Annotated in this window: 12 protein-coding genes; 7 read left to right on the top strand and 5 right to left on the bottom strand. The window is 46.1% G+C overall.

What is annotated here, in order from left to right:
• The first annotated feature begins 22 nt into the window (after positions 1-22).
• Positions 23-805: a 3-oxoadipate enol-lactonase gene (gene pcaD, locus DVY93_RS00925; protein ID WP_193006999.1), complete on the top strand. Its 783-nt coding sequence runs from the start codon at positions 23-25 to the stop codon at positions 803-805.
• Positions 806-1,143: 338 nt separating this feature from the next.
• Positions 1,144-2,508, top strand: coding sequence for an MFS transporter (locus tag DVY93_RS00930; protein WP_230708396.1), 1,365 nt, complete (start codon positions 1,144-1,146; stop codon positions 2,506-2,508).
• A gap of 147 nt (positions 2,509-2,655) precedes the next feature.
• On the opposite strand, the gene DVY93_RS00935 is transcribed toward DVY93_RS00930, so the two are convergent.
• From DVY93_RS00935 to DVY93_RS00955, 5 genes are all read right to left on the bottom strand, one after another.
• Positions 2,656-3,303, bottom strand: coding sequence for a glutathione S-transferase (locus DVY93_RS00935; RefSeq protein WP_230708397.1), 648 nt, complete (start codon positions 3,301-3,303; stop codon positions 2,656-2,658).
• 82 nt (positions 3,304-3,385) lie between these two features.
• Positions 3,386-4,177, bottom strand: coding sequence for an SDR family oxidoreductase (locus DVY93_RS00940; protein WP_198334670.1), 792 nt, complete (start codon positions 4,175-4,177; stop codon positions 3,386-3,388).
• 17 nt (positions 4,178-4,194) lie between these two features.
• Positions 4,195-5,127, bottom strand: coding sequence for an SDR family oxidoreductase (locus DVY93_RS00945; protein WP_230708398.1), 933 nt, complete (start codon positions 5,125-5,127; stop codon positions 4,195-4,197).
• Positions 5,120-6,007 (bottom strand): bile acid:sodium symporter family protein, encoded by an 888-nt coding sequence (locus DVY93_RS00950; RefSeq protein ID WP_230708399.1) that lies wholly within the window; start codon positions 6,005-6,007, stop codon positions 5,120-5,122. Before DVY93_RS00950 ends, DVY93_RS00945 begins: the two co-directional genes overlap by 8 nt.
• A complete protein-coding gene (locus tag DVY93_RS00955; RefSeq protein WP_230708400.1) occupies positions 6,004-7,320 on the bottom strand; it encodes a flavin-containing monooxygenase in 1,317 nt (438 codons plus the stop codon). The genes DVY93_RS00950 and DVY93_RS00955 overlap by 4 nt, the downstream gene beginning before the upstream one ends.
• Before the next feature lie 492 nt (positions 7,321-7,812).
• Here DVY93_RS00955 and DVY93_RS00960 point away from each other — a divergent pair, with 492 nt between their 5' ends.
• From DVY93_RS00960 to DVY93_RS00980, 5 genes are all read left to right on the top strand, one after another.
• Positions 7,813-9,012, top strand: coding sequence for a siderophore-interacting protein (locus tag DVY93_RS00960; RefSeq protein WP_230708401.1), 1,200 nt, complete (start codon positions 7,813-7,815; stop codon positions 9,010-9,012).
• A 271-nt stretch (positions 9,013-9,283) separates the two neighbouring features.
• Positions 9,284-11,581 (top strand): TonB-dependent receptor, encoded by a 2,298-nt coding sequence (locus DVY93_RS00965; RefSeq protein ID WP_230708402.1) that lies wholly within the window; start codon positions 9,284-9,286, stop codon positions 11,579-11,581.
• Positions 11,582-11,691: 110 nt separating this feature from the next.
• Positions 11,692-13,404 carry a multidrug ABC transporter permease/ATP-binding protein gene (locus tag DVY93_RS00970; protein ID WP_230708403.1) on the top strand — a complete coding sequence of 571 codons (1,713 nt, stop codon included), beginning with the start codon at positions 11,692-11,694 and terminating at the stop codon, positions 13,402-13,404.
• Positions 13,405-13,822: 418 nt separating this feature from the next.
• Positions 13,823-15,997 (top strand): TonB-dependent siderophore receptor, encoded by a 2,175-nt coding sequence (locus DVY93_RS00975; RefSeq protein ID WP_230708404.1) that lies wholly within the window; start codon positions 13,823-13,825, stop codon positions 15,995-15,997.
• A gap of 50 nt (positions 15,998-16,047) precedes the next feature.
• Positions 16,048-16,791, top strand: coding sequence for a siderophore-interacting protein (locus DVY93_RS00980; RefSeq protein ID WP_230708405.1), 744 nt, complete (start codon positions 16,048-16,050; stop codon positions 16,789-16,791).
• Positions 16,792-16,872 lie beyond the last annotated feature (81 nt).

A 16,872-nucleotide genomic window follows, 5' to 3' on the forward strand; every position in this document is an offset into this window, starting at 1 on the left:
ATTCCAAATAAGGACAATAGTTATGCCCCTATTTAACAATAAAGACGTTACTTTACACTATGCTACTTTTGGTGATAGTCACCACCCTGCGCTTATATTCTCCAACTCCTTAGGCACAAATTACCACATGTGGCAGCCGCAAATTGACGCCTTGCAAAATGATTACTTCATTATTTGTTATGACACTCGCGGTCATGGTAAATCTTCTGCGCCCAAAGGCCCTTATAGTCTTGATGAGCTTGGTCAAGACGTCATTGATTTGCTTGATCATCTGAATATTGATAAAGCATTTTTTTGCGGCATCTCAATGGGCGGCATGACTGGTCAATGGCTAGCCCTCAATTATGCTAACCGCTTTCACCACTTAATGCTATGCAATACCGCCGCGAAGATTGGGAACGAGGGAGCATGGACAGATCGTGCGCAGTTGGTACGAGAGCAAGGTCTAGACCCTATTGCCGCCACAGCAGCATCGCGTTGGTTTACCGCAGGCTTTATCGATACCCATCCTGAGGTCGTACAAACCTTATCTGATACGCTTGCCGCTGGTAGTAGCGAGGGTTATGCCAGCTGCTGTGAAGCGCTGTCTGTCGCTGATACTCGCGAACAGTTAAAAGATATCGATGTCGCGATCACGGTGGTGGCAGGATCTAAAGATCCTGTGACGACGGTTGCTGATGGTCAATATATGGTCGAGCGTCTCCCAAACGCCACGCTTGCCACGATCGACGCTTCACACATCTCAAATATTGAGCAGCCTGAGGTATTTAACCAGCTTGTGCGACAACATTTGACCCATTCATAACGTCAAACTTATTGCGCACTTAAGTAGCCATGTGAGAAGAGAAAACCCAGTAGCTCATATATCTTTTAGATATATGAGCTGTTTTTTTACCCGTGTTTTTAAAAGTGTGATTTACGGTCAGTAAGCACCTGATTTTTCACAACAGTCACACCGCAAAAGTCATAGGTTTATAAATCATAACTATGCATTTTAGTGGCAGCCCTTATTTCCCCTACACCACCCAAGCAACAACCATACCTTTTTGGTATAAATTTATACTTAGAGGGTTTTTGACTTGATCCTTAGAAAACCCTAACTTAATAAGTACTTATAGGGACATTACCCATGGAGAAAGACGAATGGAATCACCAACGTTAAACGTCAATAAAGTGATTGATGACGCCAAATTTGCGCCCTTTCATTGGAAAGTGCTGTTTTGGTGTTTATTAATTATTATCTTTGATGGCTACGATCTCATCATTTATGGTGTGGCACTACCACTGCTTATGGAAGAGTGGTCATTGACGGCTGTACAAGCAGGTTTTCTTGCCAGCGCGGCCTTATTTGGCATGATGTTTGGGGCGATGATCTTTGGTACTTTATCTGACAAGATCGGTCGCAAAAAAACCATCATGATTTGCGTGGGCCTGTTCAGCAGCTTTACCTTTTTAGGCGCGTTTGCTAGTGGTCCAATGCAATTTGCTGCCTTGCGCTTTATCGCCGGTTTGGGCATTGGTGGCGTGATGCCCATCTGTGTCGCACTGACCTCAGAGTATGCGCCAAAACGCATCCGCAGTACGTTGGTCGCGGTGATGTTCAGTGGCTATGCCATCGGTGGTATGGCATCCGCCCTACTGGGCTCGTTTTTGGTGGTGGACTTTGGCTGGGAGGTGATGTTTTATATTGCCGGCATACCGACCTTGCTACTACCTATTATTTGGAAAATGCTGCCTGAGTCTTTGATGTATCTTGTCAAAGAAAAACGAGACACAGAGGCGAAAGTCATCGTGCGAAAGCTGGCGCCACAGGCAACCGTCACCCCTTCTACCACTTTATTGTTAGACGAACCGACCAAAGGTGATGACGCTCCTATTAAAGCGCTTTTCCTAAAAAACCGCGGCTTTACGACCATTATGTTTTGGGTTGCCTTTTTTATGTGCCTACTGATGGTTTACGCCCTCGCCAGCTGGTTGCCCAAACTGATGATTCAAGCGGGTTATTCGCTAGGCGCTAGTATGCTGTTTTTATTTGCGCTCAACATTGGTGGTATGGTGGGTGCGATTGGTGGCGGTGTGCTGGCTGATAAATTCCACCTTAAGCCGGTCTTGACCACTATGTTTGCTCTTGGTGCGGTTTCATTAATACTGCTTGGTTATAACAGTCCTCAGGTGGTGTTATACACCCTCATCGCGATTGCTGGCGCCACTACGATCGGCTCACAGATATTGCTCTATACCTTTGTGGCTCAGTACTACCCTACCGCGGTTCGTACGACAGCGATGGGCTGGGCATCAGGTATCGGGCGCATTGGCGCAATTGTTGGACCCATTTTGACGGGTGCGTTACTGACGCTTGAGCTCAGTCATCAAACCAACTTTTTGTTTATCGCCATACCAGGTATTATTGCCGCCATTGCCATTTTCTTAGTGAACCTCAGTGCTGCGGTTGACAGTAAAAAAAATCAGCCACCACAGATGGCTTTAGACACCCCAATCTCGACTTAAAACTCACTTAAGCGTGATATGCGGTTGCACACGATTATTTAACACTTATCAATTTTTAGCGTATTCACGATGTGAGTACGCTATTTCTTTATTGTCAACGTATGGTCAGGTCAACCGAAAAAGGCTACAGGGGGAGAAGTTGTCGTATTAAGACGGAAAAACCACCACCGCATCTCCCTCTTGCCATGGTTGAAATTTGGTCATGACTTGCAGAAATAACGGGTGCGCAAGCCAGTTCTGTAGCCACTGTTGCAGCTTGGGATATGGCAAGCTATAAAAAGTGTCACGATCCACATGGGCAAATTGGCGAACAAAAGGCATAATACCAATATCAGCAATAGTCATACGACTCCCTAGTAAGTAGGGATTTTTGGTCAGTAATTCCTCCAAAACCTGTAAAAACGCTTCTCCCCGCTGTCGATACTCTGTCTGCGTCATCTCTAAATGACGATCGGCGTATTTGTAGCGATCTAGCCAGTGTTTAAACTCATTGTCGTTTTGCTCAATTAAAGCATGGGCCTGAGATAAAACGTTTTCATCAAGCAGCCCTTGTGGGTCTTGCTGCTCCAATGCCCATACCATTATCTCTAGGCTCTCTTCAATCACCGTCCCATCCGCAAGCTGTAAAACCGGTACGGTGCCTTTCGGACTAATCGCTAGCATCTGTTCCGGTTTGTTTTTGAGCGTGATCTCCCGCAGCGCCACTGGCAATTGGGCAAATAAAAGGCCAAGACGAGCTCGCATGGCGTAGGGACAACGACGAAAAGAGTACAGACGGTGAAGCGGTGAAGTCATAGTTATTCCTGTAGTTGGATGAGCTCAAGGGGTCAGAGCTCCTGTTTTCAGTAGTTACCAAATATTAGTCTTAATCAAGTTATCACAGCTCGCTTTTAAAGCGTTTACGCACCTGACGCAAGTATAGAGCCGGTGCCACTCGCCACAGTAAACTGCCAAAGCGCGAAATAGGTTCAGGCAGTATCCAGCGTTTGCGCTGCTGCAACCCTTGATCGATCAAGTCAGCCATCCATTCAGCGCTGCGCATATTACCTACCATCGAGCGTGGGTGCCGGGCGATGCCACCATTATGCCCCAGCGCATGATTCTCAATAGGCGTATCCAGAAAGCTTGGGTACACCATGAGGATGTGAATACCCTCAGACTCTAGCTCCAAGCGTAGCACTTCAAAGAATTGTGTCAATGCCCCCTTAGCGGCGCAGTATGCTGCACGCCCCGGCACTGGCATCCACCCTGCCATCGAGCCAATACAGACAATCTGACCGCTGGATTCACGTAGCAGGGGTAGCGCTGCCATGGTCAACTCTACTGCCCCCTGCCAATCTACTGCCATGATTTTGCGGAACACCGCAGGATCAGTCTGATGCGCTGGTGAGCGGTGGGTAATTCCAGCATTATTAACCAGTAGATCAAGCCGACCAAAGCGTTCACGCACTTGCTCAATAAGAAAAGCAATATCATCGAGTTGAGTGATATCTGTGGTGACCGCCATGACTCTATCAGAGTCTCCCAACTCAGTAGCACGTGCGCTTAAAGCTGGCCCATCTATATCAGCCAGCACCAAACGATGTCCCGCTGCGTACCAGTGACGAGACATCGCCCAGCCCAGACCCGAGGCCGCACCAGTGATTAGAGTGACAGATGTTAATGACATTGATGACATTCTCTGTGTCAGGGTTTACGCAGACCATTGCGTTCGATGAAGTACTCAAACGTTTCGGCAGACGTCTTCGCTAAAGGATAACCAAACTCTTCTTTTAACCGCTGGTTGCTGAGAACGGGACGATACCGCAAAAAATTAACTTGCTCTGGCCCCGTTGGTTTGCCACGCCATTTTGCAACCTGCAACCCAGATTTAACCAACCATACTGGCAGCGTAAGTAGCGGTTTGTTGAGTCGATTAGCAATATCCTTCATCGTCAGCGCCCCATCACCCGCCATATTGTAGATACCAACTTTGTCCTCGCGTATCCCCATCTCCGTGGCCCCAATCACGTCTTGATCCCAAATAAACACAAAAGGCGAATCACTACCTTTAAGCGCAAGAACACGCGGCGCCATAAACAAACTGGTAATCTGGTTACGAGTATCGGCTCCCAATACGGTACCCGGCCGAAAAATGAGTTGCTGTAGTTGCGGATGCTGCTGGCGGAAGTCGGCCAGCATTTCCTCGACCTGTCTTTTATGGTCGGAGTAGGCAAACTCAGTATTACCGCGTAATGCATCTTGTTCGTCTATCCATTCAGGATTATCGGCGTGATACCCGTAGGCCGCTCCAGAACTGGTCAGCGTTAAGTGCTGTACACCTGCCTTAATGCAGCAGTCGAGCACATTGCGCGTGCCATTGACATCGATATCATAGTCACGAGCGCGATCTTTCGATGCTTGTAGGATGGAGGCTAGATGCACAACATGGGTAATCTTCTCTTTTTTTAGTAATGCTGTCAGACTCTGATCGCGTACATCCAGTACTGCAACTGAGAAGTCCAAATCGTCGCGGCGGCGGATATCTGTACCGACTACATGATAATGAGCAGCCAGTCGATTACCCAGTTGATGGCCTATATAGCCAGCCGCGCCAGTGATTAGTATACGTTTATTCATAGGGAATCCGTGCCCAGATTTGTGAAAGTGTGAGGCCTGACACTAAGTGCCAGACGCCCCAGAATGCCGTGATCAGCATCATGCCGCCCGCCTCTGGGAAAAAGGTAAATAAAATGACCAAACCCAATCCTGAGTTTTGGATGCCCACCTCCAAGGTCACAGCGCGTCGATCAGCGATTGGTAACTTGAGCATTTGGCCTATCCCATAACCCAACGAGAGTGCCAGCAGATTGTGCGCCACTACCAACCAAAAAAAACTGTGAAAGCGCTCTATAAAAAGGGCGACATTACTTGAAAAAGCAATCGCGACAAAACCCATTAACACCAACAGCGAGACAATGCGCAGCGGTTTTTGAATGCGTACTACTAAATCCGGTAGTTTGCGCCCCGTCACCATACCGAGCACTAAAGGCACTGCCAGAACCAGCAAAACCAGTATCAAAATGCTGCTAGGCTCGATCGTGATTTGCGTCAAGTATTCGCGTGTATGCGGGTTAAGCCAACCGTAAAAGGCAAAATTCAATGGTGTTAATACGGTCGCAGCAAGACTCGATACAGCTGTCATGCTGACTGACACCGCAACATTGCCGCGTGCCAGCCAAGTCATGATATTAGAGAAGCTACCGCCAGGACAGGACGCCACCAAAATCATCCCTAGCGCCAGCTCTGGGTCGATGTTTAATGCCCAAGTAAGCAGACACGTCATCAAAGGCAACAACAAAAACTGAGCAAATAAACCGGCAATTGGTGCGATTGGAGACAAAATGACGCGCTTAAAATCTTCGAGACGCAGGCTCAGTGACACACCAAACATCATTAACGCCAAGATCAGATTAAGCAAAACCAAACTACTTGGTGAAAATACCACCGCCGCCATCATACTTCTGACGCCAGTATAGGTTGTTCTATCTTGAGCTCAGCTATGTGCTTGGACAGAGTATCTAAGTACTCATCTTTATTCACATAATACGCCATGCGTGCAAGCTTGATATAATTATAGCCACCATCGAGATTTGTGCCAGCACGCCGACGTTTCACCTCATTGAACTGTCTGGCGGCTTCTGTGTTTTGCTCACGCTGCTGAATATAAAGCGCCACCAGCCGCGCTTGTTGATTGCGGCCCTCCCAACCCAAACCTGCGGCTTCAACCATACCCATCATAAATAAATTGTCATGGGTAGGATGAAACACATTCATATAGAGCTGCGGTGCATCTTGATTGATCGGCCAGTTGAGATGCTGTCGGTCAATGAATGGATAGTCAAGTAGGTAACCGGTCGCCATAAGAATCAAGTCATAATCATGACTTTCACCATCACTAAACGTCACAGTATGACCATCTATGTGACGAATATCCCGACGCGCCTTAATGTCGCCATGTCCCAAATGGTGTAACACCAGTGAGTTGACCACTGGATGGGACTCATACATACGATAGTTTGGATTCGGTAATCCGTAATCGGAGGGTTTGCCAATGATCATCCGGATCATGGCAGCGTCCATGCGCTGTTTCACCGGACGTGGCAGCTTTAGCTTGCCGCCGAGCGTATCACTTGGCTGACCTTTAATAAATTTGGGCAAAAAATAATAGCCTCGGCGCAAACTGATGTCTACGGACTTGGCATGATGTACTGCATCAACGGCAATATCCGCCCCAGAGTTACCGCAGCCAACGATCAGCACGCGTTTGTCTGTGAAAATGGAGGGGCTACGATACTCGGATGAGTGCATCAACTTGCCTGCAAACTCACCCGGCAAGCTTGGCATATTAGGGGTGTGCAAAGTGCCGTTAGCGATCAAGACACCATCGAATAAGCGTGATTGCGTTTGGCCATCACATTCACTAATCAGACGCCAACGCTCACCTTCCGGCTCCACGCTAATCACTCGCGTGGCGAACTCGTAGTGTGACTTGAGATTGAATTTTTCTGCAAAATCGCGGAAGTACTGACGTAGCTGCGTATGATGAGGGTAAGAAGCGGCCGAGTCATTCATAGGGAATTCGGCGAATTCGGTCATGCGCTTGGACGAAATTAAATGGGCGCTTTCATACATAGTGCTGTGTGGATTGTCGATATCCCACAATCCGCCCACATCTGTGTGCAACTCAAAACCTGTGAAAGCAATATTCAGTTTTTGTAAATTTCGGGCTGCAGCCAACCCCATTGGACCTGCTCCAATCACTGCATACATGAGAATCACCTTAAAAATCCATTTTCATTATATTAATCAGCCAGTTCCATCTGACTGCCCTACTGGCGGGCATTACCAGCGTCTTGCTTACCCTTAACACAGAAATAGCATACATTTAACCATTCGCCCGAGCAAACGAATAAAGCGACTCAATAGATCTCTTACGCTGTTTGCGTGTTGCCGCTCCCCACATCCTGTATTATCACCTTTGGTGTCACAGCTATAAAATAACGTCCCGTCAAGCCTAAACACATTGACATATACACCGATTAACGTAATAATAATTTAGATGTTAATGGTTATCACTAACCTACATCGCTTATCGATCCTCACTGTTTATTCGTTCCTGTATTTCTGTCTCTCTAGTCAGTTATAGATGTCTTGTTGATCAACATCAAGTCTCTGATTTTTTTATCTACCCTCTCCGCTACTTCGTATTTTTAGATATCAGTTAATTGACTGCTATTTGATTTTTAGCTTGGAATCATATTTATGGCTCAACCACTTGCCCAGCATGATATCAATAAAACACCGTTAGCCATTACCGATAAAGACCAATTCGTCAGTCACATCAATGAAGAGCATCAAGATGAACTTGCCATGTTTATCAACGCTTTTACCAAAAAATCAATGCGCGAGTACGAGGTAGCGACGATAAAAGAGATCTATAGTGATGGTATATTGCTAGAGGTCATAACCCCTACTACTGACAACAACACAGCCGGCACACTTCAAGCTAAAAGCCCTGTCAGCGGCCACATTTTCGCAGCCGCCTCCGCTGTCACAAGTCAGCACTTCATCCATTTTACGTCCCCTATTAGCGACTCAGTGGCACTGCAAGAGCAATACATCACACTGTTGCAAAAGTCTGCCAGCCAGCTTGGCAAACGCACGATTAAACTTCAAGAGCAACGTTTTACTGTGATGAATGGTTATTATGCCAGTCCTAATCTATACCGATTGGTGGTAACCGCACCTGCTAGTACCCCGCTTAATCATCCAGGCTATGCCTATTTATTTGAACTTGATTCCGATGGATTATTGGCGCCAAACAATGAATCAGTGGACAATATATCAGCAGACAACGAATCAGTAAATCAGGACAAGCCTTTGCAGCGTTATTACACTTTACGAAAAGCTTGGCAAGATTCAGACAGTGGCGCTGTTCAAGCTTGGATAGATGTCTATGTTCATGGTGACACCCCAGGCGGTAACTGGGCGCGTTCTCTCACCCGTGACATGCAAATAAAAAGTGTGCGTGAGTATCCTGAAAAAACAGAACATCTCACTGAAGGCCAATGCTTACTCATCTGTGATGAAACCTCGCTGCCTACAGTAGCCAATCTATTAGAGAACTGGCAAAACCCACTCCCTCCCCTAGTCATTACCATCACCAATGATCCAGAGGACGTGAGTTACCTCCATACCCTAAAACTTAGCGACCAACTACGTCAGGATGCGTGTTTTTTGCAAAACAACTTACTGCCTATTGTCAATACACCTAAGACTGGCCTTGCTGCACAAATAGTGACGTTATTACAAACGCAGCTCACCACCATGCCGCGCAAGATTGACAAGGTATGGGGCGCGCTTGAAGCAACAGATATCAAGTCGTTAAGACCAAAATTAAAAGCAAGCCTTGGCTTATCACGTCAGGATATGGTGATAAAGGTGTATTGGCGAATGCAATAAACCGTTCGCGCTTTATATATTCACACACAGTGGAGACTGAACGACTCATCGATTATCGATAAATATGGATAGGTCTAGCAAAGTAGCGCTTTTATCTGATGGCTTGCACTACATGAGTATGGCGCTTTAAACGCTTTATCGGGTACACCACCATAACGTTAAGGACACTCTCTATCATTGACAGACAGGTTTACACTTAATGCGGTAATGTTATTGTAATGAAAACAATTATCATTATAATATGCGTTTAAATCACACGCTGGAAATATTCATGCAACTGTCTCGCTTATACTCTGCTATTTTTCGCCTTAATCCCATGAATGTGTCTGACGCCCCGCTCTCATTAAAGTCAGTATGCTCCTCTTGTCTGTCCACTTCCGTGGTGTTATTGGGGGCGAGCCAAGCTGCGTGGGCACAAACAGATATCAGTACCGATACCCAGTCAGTTGACCCTAGCGTCGTACTGGACACCATTGTAGTGACCAGTAGCGCCGATGCCTCAGCAGACGGATTACCCCCTGCTTATGCAGGCGAGCAAGTTGCCACAGGCAGCCGCGTTGGGATCTTAGGGAATCAAGACATCATGGATACGCCGTTCTCTACGGTCTCATATACCAACGAATATATCACCAATCAGCAAGCACAAAGTGTGGGTGACCTGCTCAAAAAAGACCCGACTGTGCGTGTCGCCAGAGGCTACGGTAACTTCCAAGAAGCGTACTTTATGCGCGGCTTTGTCACAACCTCTGATGACACCATGTTCAATGGTTTATACGGTATATTGCCCAGACAATATATCGCAACTGAGTTATTCGAGCGTGTTGAAGTTCAGCGCGGTGCCTCTGCCATGTTAAATGGCGCAGCTCCTAGCGGAGGTAACGCTGGTGGTACGATTAACCTACTACCAAAACGTGCGGGTAATGAGCCACTGCGTGAGGTGACGCTCGGCTATGGTCAAGGCGATCAAGGCAAAGTAGCAGTCGACGTGAGTGATCGCTTCGGTACGGAGGACGCTTTTGGTGTGCGCTTTAATGCCGCTTATCAAGATGGCGACAGCGCAATCGATGACGAATCCTCAACCTTGGGTCTAGCCGCTTTTGGCCTAGACTATAGAGGCGATCAGTATCGACTATCAGCAGACTTAGGCTGGCAGGACAACAGGCTGAAAGAAACTCGTCCTAATGTCAATCTTGCAGGAGTGTCTAGCGTACCAAATGCGCCAAAAGCATCAAAAAACTGGGCGCAGCCTTGGACTTACTCTGATGAAGAAGATGTGTTTGGTACCATTAGAGGCGAATATGACTTTAGTGACACCGTCACTGGTTATGGTGCTTACGGTGTGCGAAGTGGCGACGAAGACAACTCTTTATCCGGTCTTACAGTAACCAATACTGATGGTACTGCTACTACTTCTCGATTTGATAACACTCGAGAAGATAAAGTACAGAGTGCCGAGCTTGGTCTCCGTGGTCAATGGCAAACCGGTAAGATCGATCATGATTGGGTACTAGCAGCCGATCTCTATGATCGGGAAGAAAAAGGCGCGTATGCTTCTTATGATAGTGCACCTCCCACTCCCACTAATCTATATAGTCCTACTAAATATCGTGATGATAGATGGTCAGGTAGCGCAGATTTTGCTGGTGACTTAAACGATCCAAAACGGATAAATGAAACACAGCTGCAAAGTTTTGCGTTAGCGGATACTTTCTCTTTGTTCGATGACAAACTAAAAACCACTTTAGGCGTGCGTCATCAGACTATCAAAACGACCAGCTATGACTACAGCACTCAGGCAAAAACTTCTGAATACGATGAGAGCGAGTGGACACCAAGTATCGGTCTCGTCTATCAACCCAGTATGGACTGGTCTGTTTATGGTAACTATATCGAAAGCCTAGCGCCAGGTGCAATGGCACCTCTAACTGTGAACCAAGGTGAAACGATTGTCACCAATGGCGGTCAAGAACTCGCACCTTATATCAGCAAACAAACTGAAGTGGGTGTTAAATATGACAACGGCATGATTGGTAGTAGTCTCGCGATATTCCATACTGAGGAGCCGCGTGACTATGTCGATGATACCAATACTTTTGTGGCAGCGGGTGAAAACCGTCACCAAGGGGCTGAGCTATCAGTTTTCGGTAGCCCAAGCGAAAATATGCGCATTATCGCGGGTGTCAGTTATTTAAGCGCCAAACAAAAAGACACGGGTGATACCTCATTAGATGGCAACCGTGTCATTGGTATACCCAAACTGCAAAGCAACGTCAACCTAGAGTATGATCTGGCAGCAGTTGAAGGACTAACATTGACGGGCGATATCATTCACACAGGCGCACGTTATGCCGATGCGGCCAACACGTTAAAAGTGGATGGTTATACCACGTTAGACCTTGGTGCGCGCTACCGTACGATGCTGGCAGGACAAGATGTCACGTTAAAAGGAGTGGTTACTAACGTTACTGGTGAAGATTACTGGCAATCAGTGGGTGGTTATGCGGGGGCTGGATATTTAAATGCAGGTGAGCCCACAGCATTAAAGGTGTCAGCAACTTTCGACTTTTAAGAGACGCTGCTTAAGCCGTATTAATAATTTTCAATAAAAGGGATTAGGCGCGACCTACTCCCTTTTATGCCATCAAAAATACGTAAAATCCATCCTATTATTGAGTCACTATGTCCTCTCGTGCCACAGCTTCTTTATATCACATGATTTGGGCGCACTACCGCTTGCCCTTTTTCAAAGTTATCTTGCTTAATCTAGTGAATGCGGCCGTCAGTGTGGGTATCATTGCTTATATCAATCACACGTTTATCAGTCAGCCCGCGTTTAATACCTTATCGTGGGTGAGTTTGGGTTACTTTTCAGCGTTAGTGCTACTGCTGTTAGTCACTACTTTCTTATCGCAGTATGCCTTGACACGTTTGGGTCACAAGTTTGTTTATGAGCTTAGAACGACGCTGGTCAAACAAATCATCGATACCAAAGTCCCGCAAATAGATCATTTGGGTAGTGCGCGTTTACTCGCCAGCCTATCCTCTGATATCCAGTCCATTACTGTGGCTTTTGTACGCATGCCAGAGTTGGTACAGGGGATTATCTTATCTGCGGGTGTCGCCCTTTATCTGGGTTGGCTATCATTGCCCCTACTGTTGATTGTCATGTTTTGGATTGTGATGACCATTTGGATCAGTACCATTTTAGTGAAACATGTCTATAAGCATTTGACAGAACTGCGAGACATTAACGATCTTTTATATCAAGACTATGAATCTATTATAGAAGGACGTAAAGAGCTGGCGCTGAATCAACATCGCGCTAAAAAGTTGTATAACACCGACTTTTTGTCCCATGCCAAATCTTACGAAAAAACAGTGGTTAAGTCTGACACGTTTCATTTATCGGCAGTGAATTGGTCAAACATCATGATGTTCGCAGCGATTGGTGTGGTGTTTGCGGTGTCCAACTATCTTGATATACCGATGCCTGTGGCCACTACCTTTTCTTTAACGATTTTATTTGTGCAATCGCCTCTCCTTCATGCAGTCGGTGCTTATCCGACGCTGCAAACAGCACAAGTTGCACTAGATAAAATAAAATCCTTAGAGCTGGCAGATTATCAATCAGCATTTGCCACCGACACCGCCGTCAAAGACTGGCAATCTATTACTTTGTCCGATATTCATTATCGTTATGAGAGCAATCACTCTGATGCATCTGCTCTAGTGACAAAAAATACGGCTCATTCAAATGATATATTAAAAGACGTCAATTTAACCTTAAAACGTGGCGATGTGGTCTTTTTGATCGGCGCTAATGGTAGTGGCAAATCTACCCTTGCCAAGATTATGACAGGGATTTTTACCCCTACTACCGGTTCTGTCCACATTGATGCTCAGCTCATTGACTCAAAAAACAATGCTGATTATCGACAGCTGTTTTCTGCCATTTTTAGTGACCAACATCTCTTTAAACAACTGATTGGCTGTGAGGGTAATGACCCTGATATGACGTTAGTAGACACCTGGCTGCATAAATTAAACCTGCAAGATAAAGTCAGTGTGACTGACCATCGACTGTCTACCGATAAACTATCACAGGGACAACGTAAACGATTGGCCATGCTCATCGCTGTCGCTGAACATAAGGACATCCTGTTACTTGATGAGTGGGCGGCTGACCAAGATCCTGCGTTTCGCCGCGTGTTCTATCAGACCCTGATTCCTGAACTAAAAGCGCTGGGTAAAACCTTATTTATTATCAGTCATGATGACAGCTACTTTGAGCATGCTGATCGATTGTTACTGATGAAAGAAGGCAGCTTAATTGAACTAAATGCTGAAGAACGACAGCGCGCCAGTGCCGATGCCATCTCCATGTTGAAGTAAATATGACTTTGAGTATAAAGCCATTGTAAATAAAGTCATTGAAAATAAATCCATAACGATAACGTAAAGGGGCGTCTTTTAGAAAGACGCCCCGCTTTTAGGTACAGTGATAGTCGTTTATTTATCCGAACAACGCCCATTAATCATCTTTAGTTATTCAACGTATAACACAAACATACTGGCAAATATTCACTGTTTTTTATCTATTGTGAGCATTTAACCATTCAGCTAGACAAATTTTTTCTTTGTCACTTCACTGTAAAGCACACGATTCATGACTGCTAATCCTGCGACATCCTCTCAAAATGTAGTTTTTTAATGATAACGATAATCATTAATGTTATCATTAATCGCGTTGTTTAACGAACTCGAAATAAAATCTGTCATAGTCAATGGTCATTATCTAAAAGGAAATATAATGCGGTCGCCTTTACCCTTCCAATCTATTCAAAAAAAACGTCTAACAGTGGCAATACAAATTGGCTTATTAATGGGCATCAGTCATGCTGCTTATGCGGAGGATGTGCCGAAGCTTAACGGAGACAACGAGGCGACTCCATCCACCACCTTAGATGCGGTTACCGTCTACGCCGACAGCTACCGCAGTACAGGAACAAAAACCGCATTAGATCCCAATGACGCACCAATGAGTTACACAAGAATCGATCAAGAGCTGCTACAAAAGCGTCAAGCTGACAGCGTCAATGCCGCCCTACGTTATGAGCCAGGGGTGACGACCGAGAGTCGCGGCACCGTGTCTATTTTTGATGAGTACAATATTCGCGGTTTTAAGACCTATTCTAATTTTTACGATGGGCTAAGACTGCCTTATGATGGTGCTTGGAACCTGATGCCACAAGTTGATATCTATGCCACGGAAGCGGTAGAAATATTAAAAGGGCCCGCCTCTTCACTCTATGGCTACGCCGCCCCCGGTGGTATGGTCAACCAAGTCGCCAAGAGTCCAAAAAATACCCAAGCGTCTGAGGTGCAGCTTCGGCTTGGCAACCAAAATCTCAGAGAAGTAGCAATCGATACCACAGGCCCTCTTACAGACACACTGAATTATCGCTTGGTCGCGTTAAAGCGCAAAAAAGATGGACAGATGCAGACCACAGAAGAAGAACGCACCCTGATCAATCCATCACTTGAATGGCAAGCAACTGACGATGTTTCTGTCCTTGCCAATCTTTTTTATCAAGATGATCCAGAAATGGTACCCTCAACCCCATTGCCTGCTGTTGGTACTGTCTACAATGCCAGCTACGGCAAACTAGACAGTGATGCCTATGCAGGTGATAAATGGAATCGCTTTAGCAAAGAAGTATTCATGCCGAGCGTCACTGTCAACTGGGACCTCAATGATCAGTTAACCTTTAAACATGTCACGCGCTATACCGACGCCGAAGCGCAGCAACGTAATATATATAACCGTGGGTTTGTCGAGGGTAGTGACACGACTCTCAATCGCGTGGCATACACCACTGATGAGACTATGAACAACTGGACCACAGACAATCAGCTGGCTTATCAGCTAGATACTGCCAATACATCACATAACCTATTGTTTGGGGTCGAGTATCAAGAGACCGACAGCAACGCGACTTACTACGATGCTGGGCCAGCTGGCACACCAAATCTTGATTTATCGAGTCCAGACTTCTCCCAGATAAATGCGGACAATTTGCCGTTAGATATTTATCGTCAAAAGCAAGACATCGAACAAAGCCAGCTGGGACTTTATGTACAAGATGAGATGCAGTGGCAAGATTTAACGGTAGTAGCAGGATTACGTCACGACAATTTTGACAGTAGCACCGAGCAAACCGAAGCCACTAAAGGGGCTATTTATAGTGACAAAACGATTAGTAATGATGCGTCAGAGACCAGTGGCCGTCTTGCTGCCATTTATGACTTTGATAATGGACTATCTCCTTATGTCAGCTACTCACAATCGTTTCAGCCCGTTGTCGGTAGCAACTTTATTACCAATGAACCATTTAAACCAACCACCGCTGACCAGTTAGAAGCGGGTATCAAATACCTGTCCTCAGATCGTGCCACCCAAGGGACGTTGGCTGTGTTTGATATTACACAAAAAAATGTCATCGTAACGAACCCATCTAACTCTCAACAGAAAGTTCAAACTGGCGAGATTACTTCTAAAGGCGTTGAGATATCCGGCAGTCATATGCTGAATGACTGGGTAGATATCGCTGCAAGCTACAGCTATACCGATGCTGAGATTACCGAGGATGAGTTCAATCCAGATGTGGTCGGCAACACGCCGGCGCAAATCGCTAAGCACAAAGCCACGCTATGGGCAGACTACTATGCCACAGACAAGCTCACCCTCAATGCCGGGGTTCGCTATGAGGGTGGCATGCAGGTTGATAAACAAAACTCAGACGAGCTACCAAGTGTGACTTTGGTAGATATCGGTGGCAATTATCAGATTAATCCTATGCTTGCTGTCGGCGCTAGTATCAACAATCTCTTTGACAAAACCTATGTTGGCGCTTGCTATGACCTCGATAACTGCTGGATGGGACCTGAGCGTCAAGTGTCAGTCAGTCTAAAGGCGAGCTTTTAAGCACCACGAAGCATTGAACAACGATCATGACAATAAAAGGAAAATATAATATGGCAAAACCCAATCCAAGAGTTCTTGAGGTTATTGGCACGACATACATCACGCCACATATGTGCCGCGTCACGCTTGGCGGTGACGGATTGAGAGACTTTCCAGTCGATCAAGAGAGTGCTTACATCAAACTCATGTTTCCTCAAGAAAAAGAGTCACGTCCACTGATGCGTACGTATACGATCAGCGGCCAACGTGACAATGAAATAGATGTTGATTTTGCTTTGCATGACGCTGAGGGGCCTGCCTCTACGTGGGCACGAAACGCCCAAGTTGGACAGCAAATCTTGGTGGGTGGTCCTGGACCAAAGAAGCTCATTAACAATGATGCGGATTGGTTTTTATTGGTTGGCGATATGACGGCCCTACCTGCGATCACTGTCAACCTCGCTCAGCTCCCTGATGACGCGCGCGGCTACGCTGTACTTGAGGTGACTACTGAGGCGGACCGACAAACACTCAAAAAGCCTGCAAATGTTGAAATCCATTGGATTATTAATGCCACACCTAATGCAGAAAACAGCCCTTTACTTGAGCGTATTAAAACACTTCCATGGTTTAGGGGACAACCTGCGGTTTGGGCGGCTTGTGAGTTCCATAGTATGCGTGCGCTACGCCAATACTTCAAAGTAGAGCGCTTGATACCAAAAACACATCTGTATGTCTCTAGCTATTGGAAAGTTAACAGCACAGAGGATCAACACAAAATTGAGAAGCGCGAAGATGCACAAAGCATCGCATAACACGCGAGAGGCATGAATCGTCTTGAAGTCTTAGAGATCACTTACGCTATGCGATGATATTTAACTTGTCATCCCATAGCC

This window comes from Psychrobacter sp. CCUG 69069, assembly GCF_021023115.1.
GTDB classification, from domain to species: Bacteria; Pseudomonadota; Gammaproteobacteria; order Pseudomonadales; family Moraxellaceae; genus Psychrobacter; species Psychrobacter namhaensis.

What these genes read in the sequence shown, in the direction of transcription:
- DVY93_RS00930 (WP_230708396.1), top strand. Translation starts at nt 1,144, where the DNA reads ATGGAATCACCAACGTTAAACGTCAATAAAGTGATTGATGACGCCAAA.
- DVY93_RS00945 (WP_230708398.1), bottom strand. Translation starts at nt 5,127, where the DNA reads ATGAATAAACGTATACTAATCACTGGCGCGGCTGGCTATATAGGCCAT.
- DVY93_RS00935 (WP_230708397.1), bottom strand. Translation starts at nt 3,303, where the DNA reads ATGACTTCACCGCTTCACCGTCTGTACTCTTTTCGTCGTTGTCCCTAC.
- DVY93_RS00950 (WP_230708399.1), bottom strand. Translation starts at nt 6,007, where the DNA reads ATGATGGCGGCGGTGGTATTTTCACCAAGTAGTTTGGTTTTGCTTAAT.
- DVY93_RS00965 (WP_230708402.1), top strand. Translation starts at nt 9,284, where the DNA reads ATGCAACTGTCTCGCTTATACTCTGCTATTTTTCGCCTTAATCCCATG.
- DVY93_RS00980 (WP_230708405.1), top strand. Translation starts at nt 16,048, where the DNA reads ATGGCAAAACCCAATCCAAGAGTTCTTGAGGTTATTGGCACGACATAC.
- DVY93_RS00940 (WP_198334670.1), bottom strand. Translation starts at nt 4,177, where the DNA reads ATGTCATTAACATCTGTCACTCTAATCACTGGTGCGGCCTCGGGTCTG.
- DVY93_RS00955 (WP_230708400.1), bottom strand. Translation starts at nt 7,320, where the DNA reads ATGTATGCAGTGATTGGAGCAGGTCCAATGGGGTTGGCTGCAGCCCGA.
- DVY93_RS00960 (WP_230708401.1), top strand. Translation starts at nt 7,813, where the DNA reads ATGGCTCAACCACTTGCCCAGCATGATATCAATAAAACACCGTTAGCC.
- pcaD (WP_193006999.1), top strand. Translation starts at nt 23, where the DNA reads ATGCCCCTATTTAACAATAAAGACGTTACTTTACACTATGCTACTTTT.
- DVY93_RS00970 (WP_230708403.1), top strand. Translation starts at nt 11,692, where the DNA reads ATGTCCTCTCGTGCCACAGCTTCTTTATATCACATGATTTGGGCGCAC.
- DVY93_RS00975 (WP_230708404.1), top strand. Translation starts at nt 13,823, where the DNA reads ATGCGGTCGCCTTTACCCTTCCAATCTATTCAAAAAAAACGTCTAACA.